This window comes from Devosia chinhatensis, from assembly GCF_000969445.1.
Taxonomy (GTDB): domain Bacteria; phylum Pseudomonadota; class Alphaproteobacteria; order Rhizobiales; family Devosiaceae; genus Devosia; species Devosia chinhatensis.
Genome location: NZ_JZEY01000054.1, coordinates 485570 through 497962, shown reverse-complemented (window position 1 = coordinate 497962; position 12393 = coordinate 485570). Strand labels below are relative to the sequence as shown.

Genomic DNA, 12393 nt, shown 5'->3' with positions numbered 1-12393 from the left:
CATGGACGTGCTGCTCGATATTTTCGGCTCCGCCAATTTCTGGGCCGCCGCCATCCGTATTGCCACGCCGCTGATCTTCGGCGTGCTTGGCGCCTTGCTGTGTGAACGGGCCGGCGTCCTCAATCTGGGCATCGAGGGCATATTCGTGGCCGGTGCCATGGCCGGATGGCTGGCGGTCTATCTGGGCGCCGGGCTTTGGGGTGGCGTGCTTGTTGCAGCGCTGGCTGGGGCGACCTTTGGATTGCTTCACGCCTTCCTCACCATCATCCTGGGATTGTCCCAGCACGTCTCGGGCATCGGCATCACGCTCCTGGCGACCAGTATCAGCTACTTCACCTATCGAACGTCCTTGCCGAGTGTGACCTCCCCGCCCCGCATCGCGCCGTTCCAGCCGATCGCCATACCAGTGCTGTCCGATCTTCCTTTTCTCGGGCCTGCCCTGTTCCAGCAGACCGCCCTGACTTGGCTGGCCCTGTTCATGGTCGCACTCATCGCTTTTGTCCTCTATCGCACACCCCTAGGTCTCGCTATCCGAGCCGTGGGCGACAACCCCGCATCGGTCGAAGCTCAGGGGCTTTCGGTTCGAGGACTGCGGATAGGGGCTGTGGTGACCGGATCGGCGCTCATGGCCTTGGGGGGCGCCTTTCTGACCATGTCGGCTTTCGATGCCTTCTTTTTCGGGATGATAAATGGTCGCGGGTGGATCTGCATTGCCCTCGTGGTCTTCGCCTCGTGGCAACCCGGCAAGGCGCTGCTCGGCGCCCTATTTTTCGGCGCCTTCGACGCCTTCCAGATCCGGCTGCAGGCTGAAATCGGCCAGGTCGTACCCGGGCAGATCTTCCTCATGCTACCTTATCTTCTTTCCATTCTCGCACTGGTGCTTGTGGCCCGTAAGGCGGACTATCCAAGAGCATTGCTGCAACCATGGACCAAGGGGCAAAGGCATTGAAAATTGCCTATTGTCCACTGGATTAACGACAGAGCGCCAGAGACCATTATGTTCGACCTCAAGATTACCAATGCCAATCTCCCCGATGGTCGCACCGGCGTCGATATTGGCATCCGGGACGGCCGCATCGCTGCCATCGAAGCCGATCTTGCTGGTGAAGCCGGCGCGGTTATCGACGCTGCCAATCAGCTCATCTCCCCGCCCTTCGTGGATACGCATTTCCACATGGACGCTACCCTGTCGCTCGGACAGCCGCGCTATAACGAGAGTGGGTTATTGCTTGAAGGCATTCAGATCTGGGGTGAGTTGAAGCCGCTCCTGACCCATGACGCTGTCATCCAACGGGCACTTGATTATTGCGACCTGGCCGTTTCGCAGGGCCTGCTCGCCATTCGCACGCATGTGGATATTTGCGACCAACGGCTGTTGGGCGTGGAAGCTCTGCTCGAGGTCAAACGACAGGTCGCGCCTTATATAGACCTGCAGTTGGTGGCCTTCCCGCAGGATGGTTACTTCCGCTATCCAGGCGCCATTGAACTGCTCGACCGGGCTCTGGACATGGGCGTCGATGTGGTCGGAGGCATTCCGCACTTCGAGCGGACCATGGCCGACGGTGCTGCCAGCGTGAAAGCCTTGTGCGAGATTGCCGCCGAGCGTGGCCTGCTGGTCGACCTGCACTGCGACGAGACTGATGATCCGCTTTCGCGGCACATCGAAACCTTGGCCTCCGAGACCCAGCGGCTGGGCCTCCACGGCCGCGTCAACGGTTCGCACCTCACGTCCATGCATTCGATGGACAATTACTATGTCAGCAAACTGCTGCCGCTGATCGCCGAGGCTGAAGTCAGCGCCACGGCCAATCCGCTGATCAATATCGGCATCCAGGGTCGTCATGACACCTATCCCAAACGCCGTGGCATGACGCGCATCCCCGAAATGCTCAAGTACGGCATCACCTGTGCCTTTGGGCATGATTGCGTCATGGACCCCTGGTACTCCCTCGGCATGGGCGACATGCTCGAGGTCGCCTCCATGGGCCTCCATGTCGCGCAGATGACCAGCCGCGATGCCATGCGCCAGTGTTTCGAGGCAATCACGACGGGCCCGGCGAAAATCATGCATCTCGACGGCTATGGCATCGCGGTCGGCAATAAGGCCGATATGGTTCTGCTCCAGGCAAAGGACCCCATCGAAGCTATCCGCCTCAAGGCGACGCGTCTTGCCGTGATCAAGTCGGGCAAGGTGATTGCCAGCGCGCCGCGCCGGGAAAGCGCCCTGGCGCTACCCGGCCGGCCGTCCAGCATCGACGCCTCTAGGGTGGGCCCACAATAGCGGCTAGAGGTTATGGCAACGAACATAATGGCCTGACCCTATATCGGTCGGGCCAGGCATGCTCTCCGAACAGATGGACGTTGCCTTGGGACAGCGGGACACAAAAGGACATCCCCGGCTGCCGCGGGTCCAAAGCGGAATATCTGCGGCTCGTTTCGTCCGCGTCGTCGCGATCTTGCGGTTGGGATTGGGCACGGCCTCGATCAACAGCTGCGTATATGGGTGGCGTGGATTATCGGTGATCTGCTCGCTGGGCCCCTGCTCTACAAGATGACCGGCATACATCACCGCTGTATCCTCGGCAAAATAGCGGGCCGTAGCGATATCGTGAGTAATGTAAAGCGCTGCAAGATTGCGCTGCTGCTTGAGATCCTCGAGCAGGTTCAAGATGCCTAAACGCACCGAGACGTCGAGCATTGAGGTCGGCTCGTCAGCCAGCAAAACCTCCGGCTGCACCGACAAAGCCCGCGCAATCGCGACGCGCTGGCGCTGACCGCCCGATAGTTCATGCGGCCGGCGCTTGAGATAATCGGCTGCCGGACGAAGTCCTACGCCTTCAAGAAGGGTCAGCATTTCCTCCTGAACCGCCTTGCCCTTGAGGTCGGGCCGATGCAGGCGCAGCGGGCGTTCAAGATGATAGCCGATGGATTGGGTGGGATTGAGCGAGCCGAACGGGTCTTGGAACACCATCTGCACTTCGGACCGATAGCGTTGCAGGCGATCGCCCTTGAACTGAGAAATGTCTTCGCCGTGGAAGCGGATCGCGCCGCTGCTGGGTTCATAGGCGCCGGCGACCATGCGGGCGCAGGTGGATTTGCCCGAGCCGGATTCGCCCACCAGAGCGAGCGCCCTGCCCCGCACCAATCTCAGGGAAATCCCGCTCAGCGCCTTGAGATAGGTCTGGTTGAGGAATGCGCCGCCAAGAATGAATTCCTTGTCGACATCGTCCATCTCGATGACAGGCGCATCGGCAACACGGGTCATGGCGGACGCTTCTAGTTCAGCAAGTGACATGCGGCCTCGCTCCGGTTCTGGGGATAATATCGCAGTTCAGGGGCGGTCGTCCGGCACACCTCCATGGCGTGGGGACAACGCGGCGCAAACCGGCATCCCTGCGGAAGGGAGCGCAAATCGGGCGGTGTGCCCGCAATGCCTTCCAGCCGCGTCCGCGGGCCGGTCAAGGGCGGGAAACTGTTCCCCAGCGCCCTGGTGTAGGGATGAAGCGGATTGGTGAGGATAGCCTCTGCCGGGGCCACTTCCACCAGTTCACCAGAATACATGACCCCTATCCGGTCACAAAATTCGATCATCAGGCCCAGATCGTGGGTGATGAACAGCACCGAAAAGCCCAGACGGGCTTTGATCTCCACAATCTGTTCGATGATGTCCCGCTGCACCACGACGTCGAGCGCGGTAGTCGGCTCGTCCATAATGATGAGCTTGGGGCTGAGGGCCAGGGCAATGGCGATACAGATGCGCTGGCGCATGCCACCGGAAAACTGGTGCGGATAATCATCCAGGCGGCGCGGCGGAATACCGACCAGCTCGAACAATTCCACCGCCCGCGCCCGCGCCCCGTCATTGCCCAGTTCGGGCTGATGGGTATGGATCACGTCAGTGATCTGCTCGCTTACCGGAATAACCGGGTTGAGCGCATTCATGGCAGACTGAAAGACAAAGCTGACCTCGTTCCAGCGATAGGCTTTCAATCGTGCCTTGTCGAATTTGAGCACGTCGTCGCCATTGAGACGGACCTGCCCACCCGACACCAGACCAGGCAGCCGGGTCAGGCGAGCCAGTGCAAAGGCGACGGTGGATTTGCCACAACCACTTTCCCCCGCAAGCCCGAAAGCTTCACCTTCGCGGATTTCGAAGTCGATGCCGTTGACGGCCCGGGCGACGGAATTGTCGCCAATATAGTCGACGGTGAGGTTGCGCACCTCGATCATGGCACGATCAGAAGACATCGGCACTTCTCCCCCGGCGTTTCAGGAACTTGCGGATCAGGCCGATCTTCCGGCCAGCCTTGAGCTGGGGATTGGTGATCTCATCCACGGCGAAATTGATCATGACCAAGGCGGCGCCAGTCAGCATGATGGCTAGGGCCGGTGGCCAGATCTCCCACCACGCTCCGGTCTGAAGCGCCATATTGTTCTGCGCCCAATAGAGCATCGTGCCCCAGGTGACCGCATTGGGATCGCCCAGGCCGATAAAGCTTAGTGCGGCCTCGGCCAGGATTGCCGCTATCGTTCCCAACACGAGCCCGCTCATGAAGAAGCTGAGCATGTTCGGGAAGATTTCCTTGAAGATGATGCGCCACTTCTTCTCGCCCATCAGCTCTGCGGAGAGCACAAATTCCCGCGTGCGAAGGGATAATGTCTGCGTCCGGATCGTGCGCGCTGGCCAACCCCAGCCGGTCAGGGCCAACACGATGCCGATGACAAGGGGTCCTGCACTATCCACCAAGCTGGCTATGACAATGATCAGTGGCAGGCCGGGCAGGACCAGCACCACATTGACGAAAAAGGTGAGGATGTCGTCGACGCGGCCGCCGAAATAACCCGCCGAAATGCCGATGGCGAGACCGATGACGGCAGCGGCAATACCGGCGCCGAAGCCAACGCCCAGGCTGATGCGGCCGCCATAGGCAACCTGCGTATAGACGTCCTTGCCCATGCGCGTCGTGCCCATCACATGTTCGTAGCTCGGCGCGACATGCGGTTTGCCGGCCCGGCGATGCGGATTGTACTCGCTGAACATGGGGGCCAGGATCGAGAACAGAATGATGGCCAGCAGGATGATGACGCCCGACATGCCCTTGGGATTGGTGACGAACGCGGCAAGCGAGGGCGACAGGCGGCTGGTCCAGCCAGGTTTCTTCTTGATGCGCAATTCGCGCATCACCTGATCCTGACTGGGTGCGGCACTGGCAATCGCCGCCTCGTCAAGCCGATCCAGCAGCGAACTGGCGTGGGTCTGAGTAATATCGGCCATGGGTCAGCCCTTTCTCAAACGGGGGTCGAGAATGACATTGGCAATGTCGGACAGGAAATTGGCGACCAGCACCGACATGGTGAGCAGGAGGAGCTGTGCCTGGATGAATGAATAGTCGCGACTTTCGATGGCGGTGACCGTAAACTTGCCCAGGCCCGGATAATTGAAAACCTGTTCGGTCACGAGCGCCCCGCCCAGCAGGAAGCCGACCGACAGAGCCAGCGACGTAATCTGCGGCAGGATGGCGTTACGGGCCACGTAGCGATAGCGCACCCGCCGGTCGCTGAGCCCCTTGGCGCGCGCAAGGATGACGAAATCCTCGTTGAGAAGATTGATCATCACATTGCGCATGCCCAAGTGCCATCCGCCAAAACTGACGATGAGAATGGAGAGAACTGGCAGCGTGGCGTGATAGAGCACGTTGCCAATAAATTGAGGGTCCCAGCTTGGAGACAGCCCTGTCGCGTGCGCTCGTCCCAAGGGAAACCACTGAAGCTGAAGCGAAAATGCATAGAACAGAAGCAAAGCGACGACGGCGGGGGTAAACGCGTTCAACATGACGTTGATCGGCGTGAACACGCTGTCGAAGAACCCGCCGCGGTTCCAGGCGGCGTGGATGCCCATCATGGTGCCGATCAGGAAAGCGAAGGTGATGGCGATGCCGACGAGCACCAGGGTCCAGGTTGCTCCATAAAACAGAAGGGATGAGGTCGGCTCCGGGAATTGGACAGTCGATATGCCGAAGTCCATGCGCAACACCTGCCCCACATAGCCGATATATTGCTCCCACAGAGAGCCAGTGGTGCCGTAGGATGCTCTGATTGCCTCTACCTGGGCTTCGTTGAGACGACCCTGGAATGACGCGATGATGCGCGCAGACGGATCGCCCGGCATGATGCGCGGGATAAAGAAATTGAGCGTTACCGCCACAAAGAAGGCGGCCAGATAAAAGGCGACACGCCGCAATATATAAAGCATCTGTCCAATCCTCGAATTTGCCGGTCGGAGCCAGGAACAAGCCCCGGCGCGGCATGGGCATCGTCAGAAGCGGCTACGGGCCGGAGCGGACGCGCCTGTTGGATCTGGTACCGACGATGGCGCCCCACCTGCAAAAGCGGGACGCCGCATGTCGGAACGGGAGGCCTATCGACTGATTGGCTTCAGCGAGAGAGCGTGGATCACGCGTTCACGTGTGCCTTCGAAGACGACTGGACGCACATAGGGATTTTCCTCGGTCACCCAGCCTTCGAAATTGCGGGTCGAGTACTCATACCAGGTGGGATTGGCAAAGAGGCCGATGACGGGCAGGTTCTCTGCCACTGCGAGGTGGATGTTGGTCATCTGCTCCATTTGGGCATCGCGATCCGCCGTGCTGCGGAAGGCAGCCAGCGCGTCCTCGACTTCCGGCAGTCGCATCTGGTGCATAGCCTGATAATCAACCCTGCCCTGCTCCATGTTGCGTGGATTGAACATGGGATTGTACGTGTTGTACGGCGTCGGTCCGCCATTGGTCCACATGATGTAGCTGTCGAAATCCCCGGTCCGGGCCTTATCGTTCCAGGCCCCCTGGTCCATGGTGCGGACTACGGCATTGAGGCCGACATCCTGCAGGTTTTCCGAAATGGTCTGGCCTGAATTGATCCAGTCGGTCCAGCCGTTCGGGATGTTGATTTCAAAAGAAATCGGCGTGCCGTCCGGGTTGTTGCGCCAGCCGTCATTGTCGGCGTCGACGAAGCCTGCTGCATCGAGCAGTTCCATCGCCTTGTCAGGATCGTAGGCCATCAGCCAGGCATAGGGTTCAAGCGCTTCGTCGTTGATCCAGGTGGCGTAGGCTTCGCCGGTGCCGATGGGGAAGCGAGTGTGGGTGGTCAGGCCAAATGTCGAAATTTCAACGATGGTGTCCCGGTCGATGGCGACCGACAGCGCCTTGCGGAATTCCAGGTCGTTGAATGGCGCCTTGGTCGTGTTGATCTGCAGATTCACATCGCCGCCAGGCGGCAGCCAGTAATTATTGAACTCGCTTTGCGGTGTGAAGGTGATTTCTGGATCGGTCAGGCCGGTGCCAAGCCAATCCACCTCGCCGGCCGACATCGCTGCTATGATCTGCTCGTTGCCATTGAGCTGCAGAAAGCGCAGGCAGTCGATGGCGTTCTCTTCGTTATAGCGGCTGGTTTCGTTGCGGCAGAGCTCGACCGAAGACCGGGAGAAATTCTGCACCTCGGTCCAAGGACCCGTCCCGACCGGTTTGGCATTGGCGTAGTTCTTGGGATCTTCGATGTCGGCCCAGATATGTTCGGGCAAGGGGTAGATGCCACCCAGAGCGAACCGGGCCAGCGCGTCGGGCTCCTTAAGATTGAACTTGACGGTATAGTCGTCAATCTTTTCCGCGCTTACAACAGAACCGGTATCGGTATCTTCCACATAGACGTCGATGCCCATGGGATAGTCTTGATTGGCCTTGGCGTATTCGAACGTAAAAATGACGTCGTCAGCGTTGAAATCCTCGCCGTCGCTCCATTTGACCCCCTCACGCAGGTTATAGGTAATCGACATCAGATCATCGGCGATCTCGTACGCGGTGGCCAGGGCCGGAAAATCGTTATCGGGGTTCCAGATATTGTCGATCCACAACGGTTCATAGGCGAAGTCACGGACGAATTGCTGAGGGCCTGTGGGATTGTTCGGATTGAAATTCTCGATCAATGCGTCGCTGTCGATCGGATGCAGGGTCAGCACCACGCGATTGTCTTGGGCCATGGCAGGCATGGACAGGGCAAGTGTCGCCAGGCCAGCGGTCATCAGCGCCAGCTGCTTTATCGATTTCATTTTGGTTTCCTCCACTTGGGTCTCCTCCTCGAGACATTTGTGAGATCGATCTCACATTAGAAATAAGTCGGCCCTTCGGGCCCTTGGTCTGCTAGGCCACCTCCATGGCCTGCTGCACTTCGACAGCACTGGATCGCAGGACAAGGCTAGTCTTGACCTCAGAAAGCAATTGAGTGGCATTGGATGACGCCATCAGCTCCAAAAGGTGCAGGGCCGCGTACTCGCCGAGCTTGTCGGGTTCCTGACGAACCGTCGTCAGGGGTGGCGACATGAACTTGGCATGATAGGAATCGTCAAAACCGACGACCGAAATGTCATAGGGGATACGAAGCCCAGCTTCGCTGACCGCAAGGTAAAGACCTGCGGCGATCACGTCCGCCCCTGCAAAAACCGCTGTCACGTCCTTTCGGCGGCGCAGGATTTCCGAGCCGGCCTGATAGCCGAAGTTCTCGTGGAAGAGCCCCGCCTGCACCTCGATATCCTCGATCGACATCCCGTATTCGGCCAAGGCCGCCTTGACCCCGCTCAGCCGATCGATCGCATCGCCGATGGTCGGATCGCCGGAGAGGTAGACGATCTTGCGATGGCCGAGCGCAAGAAGGTGTCGCATGGCGCTGCGAGCGCCCTCGAAATTATCGAGCAGGACCAAACCGCCCGAAGCCGGACAATGATCATGCCCAATCGAGACGACGGGAATTTTGGCTTTTCGCAGAATTTCGGCAGCGTCTTCGCGCATGGGACGCTCGAGATAGAGCACGATGCCATCGCAGGACCGGTCTATCATTTCTATGATGGCGCGCGCTTCCTGATCCTGATCGGCATAGCCGGACGAGACCATCAGCGATTTGCCCGCCGGGCGAATGGCGCGCTGCACGCCGTATATTATGTTCGCGAAATAGGGCGTGCCGATATCGACGACGACCGCACCGATGACATTGGAGCGGTTCGAGCGGAGCGCCTGGGCCATTGAATTGGGACGATAGCCGAGTTCGGCAATCGCTGCCTCAATGGCTTTGCGGTTCGCATCCGACACATAACCGTTGCCCGCGACTACTCGCGAAACGGTGGAGCGCGATACGCCCGCGCGTCTGGAAACGTCGGTAATGGTAACCATCCCGCCCCAACTCTCTCCCTGACAGCCCTCTTATGGGACCGATCCCACAAATCATGAAATCGATTGCGGGGGATGTCAAGCGCAGTGGTGGGACCTGTTGAGAACCACCTCCTCTCACGCAGCCGAGGCAATTTTTGCTGGGTAGTCAAAGTGGCAGCCCCATCCTGTAGTTGAGAGGGGCGTCATCGCGGCGCCGATTCGTTCACCGGGCTATACCCATCTGCTGACCCCTATTTAACAATGCGACGCCCATGACCGGTTCGCGCTATCTGGCCGTTGACTCGCTGCGCTTCCCGCCGCGTTGAGGTTAGCTCTCATCGAATGTGCAGGCTCGATGCGTCAAGGCCTTCGCCCTTTTTGATAGCGGCAATAACACCATCTCAAACGCTTCACTTGCCTCAATGACAGAAAGCCTTCTCTGATCGGTACTGTCGGCATGCCTTTGGATTGGCGATAGGTCTCTCTCTAGTCGGCACTAGGAATTTTGAAGAATAGCCTGCGCGCTTGAGATGCCGTGTCACCCCGCTAGCCAAGGCTTTGCGCAAGGGTGGTCGTTAAGGGTATCGCCACGAGCACGTTGAAGGGAAAGGTGACGGCCAATGACATGGTGAGGGGCAGTCCGGGGTCGACTTCTGGCAGGGCCATGCGGATGGCAGCGGGGGCCGCGATGTAGCTGGCGCTGCCGGCAAGGATTGCGAGTGCTATCACCGAGCCGGGCTGCAGGCCGATGAGGATGCCGACAAGCAAGCCGATGCTGCCGTTAAAAAGCGCAAATCCGATCGCCAGGGCGACGAGCGCAGGCGTTAGCCGACCACTGCGGAACATGTAACGCGCCGCGAGCAGGCCCATATCAAGCAGAAACAGGCAGAGAATGCCGCCGAATGCGCCTTCAAACACCGGTTGCACCGGTGCAAAGCCGACTGGCCCCACAGCCAGGCCGATAACGAAACCGCCAATCAGCAAAATGACCGAGCCATCCCTGAAGGTATGTGACAGGTGCGGCGCCAAGAGCGTGGATCGGGGGCCTGCAGAACGGCGTGCCAGCCAGAGCCCAACCAAAATTCCTGGGGCTTCCATGAGGGCAAGAACGGCAACCATGAAGCCGGCGACTTGCATGCCGGCGGCCTCGAGCGCAGCTGTGCCCGTGACAAAAGTCACGACCGAGACCGAACCATAATGCGCAGCTACGGCGCCTGCATCCATTCGATCGAGACCACCAAGTCGTCGGGTCGCCCAATAGACCGGCAGAGGCAGGAAGGCACTCAGGGCCAGACCGGCAAGCCCGGCCAGTATGAGTTCTATCGTCAGTCCACTTTGGGCAACCTGCACACCGCCTTTGAGGCCAATGGCTGCCATAAGGTAGATTGCCATCGCCTTGCTGATGGCTTCGGGAATTTGCAGATTGCTGCGCAGAAGCGATGCGAGCAGGCCAAGCGCGAAAAACAGGATGGCGGGAGAAACGAGACTTTGCATGGCGAACCGGGATGCTGAAATGGTCGGCCCGGGTCTAAGCCATCAAAATCGTTCTTGAAAATTCATTGATTGGATCCATTCATTCTTTAAAATAGAAAAATGACTGGTTTCAACTTTCACCACCTGCGCTATTTCATGGCGGTCGCCCGAGAAGGCAATCTCACCAAGGCCGCGCAGGGGCTTGCCGTTTCGCAATCGGCGCTTTCAACCCAGATCCAGACACTTGAAGCCCGGCTCGGACATTCCCTGTTTGAGCGGGTAGGACGACGACTGATCTTGACGGAAGCCGGTCGCATTGCGCTGGATCATGCAGAAGCCATATTCGCGCTGGGCGATGATCTCCTATCGACGCTGCGTGCGGGCGCAGGTCGACGGCAGGTACTGCGCGTGGGTGCATTGGCCACCCTTTCCCGCAATTTCCAGATCGATTTTCTCAGGCCTTGCCTGGGAAGGGAGGATCTCGAAATCGTCTTGACATCGGGAGGGCTCGACGAGTTGCTCGGTTTGTTGCGACGGCTCGACCTCGACGTCATCCTCTGCAATGCGGCCCCTGGAAGGGGACAGGCCGAGGGCCTTGTGGCGCACCGCTTAGCGCGCCAGCCTATCAGCCTTTTTGGCGCCGCATCGCTGGCTGGCCCATTCCGCACGCCGCGCGAAGCGTTGGCTGAGCATGGCGTGCTTCTGCCAACCGGTCAGAGTACCATCCGGCTTGAATTCGATGCCTTATGCGCCCGCCTGAACATTGTCCCCGCCGTCTTGGCAGAAATCGACGACATGGCCATGTTGCGCCTTATGGCTCGCGAAGGGATCGGACTTGCCCCCTTGCCTCCAATTGTGGTTCGCGACGAGCTGGAAGCCGGCACACTTCGGGAGGTCGTCCGGCTGCCGGGCATCGAGGAGACATTTTATGCCCTCACCTACCAACGGCAATTCCAGAGCCCAGTGGCCACAGAGTTGATCGAGGCTGCTTCGCGCTGGATCGCATAAAATTATGTCCGCACGCCTCTTGCAGCGCGTTGCACACATACCAATGTCAAAGCGGTGACCGGGCCCCTCTGGCGTTGACGGCGACGACCGCAACGCGATGTCGGATCACCTCGGCAGGGCCCGCGGGCATCTGCGTGTGGTGTCCGCAACTGGCGAAAGGCTCCCGCACGCACACTCCCTCAGCCCTCCCGAGCGGCACTTTGAGAGGAGTTATTCATGACAGAAGACCGATATTTGCGGCACGACGCCCTTTCGGCAGGCACCGCACGCCGACGCGAAGACAAATCAACCATCCGAGAAGTCCATCAGGATGCCGGGAGTGCATGTCACGAGGATTTCTTCCAGGCGCTCGTGGCCGGCGTGGCCGTGATCGCCCATGTCGATGGCCGGCTGGAATTGGCTGAAAGACGTCTCCTGGTCCAGGCGTTTGTCAAAAGCGCGGGGCCGCACGGCTTTTCGGTAACAGACCTCGCCCAGGAACTGGCCGACCACAGCCGAACCTATGACTACGACCCGTCTCTGGCCGAAAGTCGCGCGCTGGCTCAGCTTGCCGCCCTCACACTCAACGTGTCCGAGCGGCAGGCCATACGGCAGATCTGCCAGGATGTCATCATTGCAGACGGCGTCGTCCATCCCGTCGAGTTGGGCGCGCTTTACCGGGTTGAGAAAGCCCTGGGCATCGGAGGGGGACGATGACAGGGGCTCTGACTTGTTCTGC

General features: G+C 59.5%; 11 protein-coding genes. 4 read left to right on the top strand and 7 right to left on the bottom strand.

Annotation, left to right across the window (positions count from 1 at the left end):
* The first annotated feature begins 1 nt into the window (after position 1).
* Positions 2-949 carry an ABC transporter permease gene (locus VE26_RS02510; RefSeq protein ID WP_046103628.1) on the top strand — a complete coding sequence of 316 codons (948 nt, stop codon included), beginning with the start codon at positions 2-4 and terminating at the stop codon, positions 947-949.
* A 48-nt stretch (positions 950-997) separates the two neighbouring features.
* The gene (locus VE26_RS02505) at positions 998-2281 is read left to right on the top strand and encodes an amidohydrolase family protein (RefSeq protein ID WP_200897205.1); all 1284 of its coding nucleotides are present in this window, start codon (positions 998-1000) and stop codon (positions 2279-2281) included.
* Positions 2282-2284: 3 nt separating this feature from the next.
* On the opposite strand, the gene VE26_RS02500 is transcribed toward VE26_RS02505, so the two are convergent.
* From VE26_RS02500 to VE26_RS02470, 7 genes are all read right to left on the bottom strand, one after another.
* A complete protein-coding gene (locus tag VE26_RS02500) occupies positions 2285-3265 on the bottom strand; it encodes an ABC transporter ATP-binding protein (RefSeq protein ID WP_046103627.1) in 981 nt (326 codons plus the stop codon).
* Between the two features lie 11 nt (positions 3266-3276).
* Positions 3277-4230 (bottom strand): ABC transporter ATP-binding protein, encoded by a 954-nt coding sequence (locus VE26_RS02495; RefSeq protein ID WP_425283847.1) that lies wholly within the window; start codon positions 4228-4230, stop codon positions 3277-3279.
* 7 nt (positions 4231-4237) lie between these two features.
* Positions 4238-5275 (bottom strand): ABC transporter permease, encoded by a 1038-nt coding sequence (locus VE26_RS02490; protein ID WP_244465613.1) that lies wholly within the window; start codon positions 5273-5275, stop codon positions 4238-4240.
* 3 nt (positions 5276-5278) lie between these two features.
* On the bottom strand, positions 5279-6253 hold the full coding sequence (locus VE26_RS02485; protein ID WP_046103625.1) for an ABC transporter permease: 975 nt from the start codon (positions 6251-6253) through the stop codon (positions 5279-5281).
* Between the two features lie 165 nt (positions 6254-6418).
* Positions 6419-8101, bottom strand: a complete 1683-nt coding sequence (locus VE26_RS02480; protein ID WP_052715807.1) for an ABC transporter substrate-binding protein — start codon at positions 8099-8101, stop codon at positions 6419-6421.
* 91 nt (positions 8102-8192) lie between these two features.
* The gene (locus VE26_RS02475) at positions 8193-9215 is read right to left on the bottom strand and encodes a LacI family DNA-binding transcriptional regulator (RefSeq protein WP_052715614.1); all 1023 of its coding nucleotides are present in this window, start codon (positions 9213-9215) and stop codon (positions 8193-8195) included.
* Positions 9216-9740: 525 nt separating this feature from the next.
* A complete protein-coding gene (locus VE26_RS02470) occupies positions 9741-10688 on the bottom strand; it encodes a sodium-dependent bicarbonate transport family permease (RefSeq protein WP_046103624.1) in 948 nt (315 codons plus the stop codon).
* A 99-nt stretch (positions 10689-10787) separates the two neighbouring features.
* Here VE26_RS02470 and VE26_RS02465 point away from each other — a divergent pair, with 99 nt between their 5' ends.
* Together VE26_RS02465 and VE26_RS02460 are read left to right on the top strand one after the other, a co-directional pair.
* The gene (locus VE26_RS02465) at positions 10788-11675 is read left to right on the top strand and encodes a LysR family transcriptional regulator (protein ID WP_046103623.1); all 888 of its coding nucleotides are present in this window, start codon (positions 10788-10790) and stop codon (positions 11673-11675) included.
* A 216-nt stretch (positions 11676-11891) separates the two neighbouring features.
* Positions 11892-12371: a TerB family tellurite resistance protein gene (locus VE26_RS02460; RefSeq protein WP_046103622.1), complete on the top strand. Its 480-nt coding sequence runs from the start codon at positions 11892-11894 to the stop codon at positions 12369-12371.
* Positions 12372-12393 lie beyond the last annotated feature (22 nt).

What these genes read in the sequence shown, in the direction of transcription:
- VE26_RS02495 (WP_425283847.1), bottom strand. Translation starts at nt 4,230, where the DNA reads ATGATCGAGGTGCGCAACCTCACCGTCGACTATATTGGCGACAATTCC.
- VE26_RS02460 (WP_046103622.1), top strand. Translation starts at nt 11,892, where the DNA reads ATGACAGAAGACCGATATTTGCGGCACGACGCCCTTTCGGCAGGCACC.
- VE26_RS02465 (WP_046103623.1), top strand. Translation starts at nt 10,788, where the DNA reads ATGACTGGTTTCAACTTTCACCACCTGCGCTATTTCATGGCGGTCGCC.
- VE26_RS02505 (WP_200897205.1), top strand. Translation starts at nt 998, where the DNA reads ATGTTCGACCTCAAGATTACCAATGCCAATCTCCCCGATGGTCGCACC.
- VE26_RS02485 (WP_046103625.1), bottom strand. Translation starts at nt 6,253, where the DNA reads ATGCTTTATATATTGCGGCGTGTCGCCTTTTATCTGGCCGCCTTCTTT.
- VE26_RS02480 (WP_052715807.1), bottom strand. Translation starts at nt 8,101, where the DNA reads ATGAAATCGATAAAGCAGCTGGCGCTGATGACCGCTGGCCTGGCGACA.
- VE26_RS02510 (WP_046103628.1), top strand. Translation starts at nt 2, where the DNA reads ATGGACGTGCTGCTCGATATTTTCGGCTCCGCCAATTTCTGGGCCGCC.
- VE26_RS02490 (WP_244465613.1), bottom strand. Translation starts at nt 5,275, where the DNA reads ATGGCCGATATTACTCAGACCCACGCCAGTTCGCTGCTGGATCGGCTT.
- VE26_RS02475 (WP_052715614.1), bottom strand. Translation starts at nt 9,215, where the DNA reads ATGGTTACCATTACCGACGTTTCCAGACGCGCGGGCGTATCGCGCTCC.
- VE26_RS02500 (WP_046103627.1), bottom strand. Translation starts at nt 3,265, where the DNA reads ATGACCCGTGTTGCCGATGCGCCTGTCATCGAGATGGACGATGTCGAC.
- VE26_RS02470 (WP_046103624.1), bottom strand. Translation starts at nt 10,688, where the DNA reads ATGCAAAGTCTCGTTTCTCCCGCCATCCTGTTTTTCGCGCTTGGCCTG.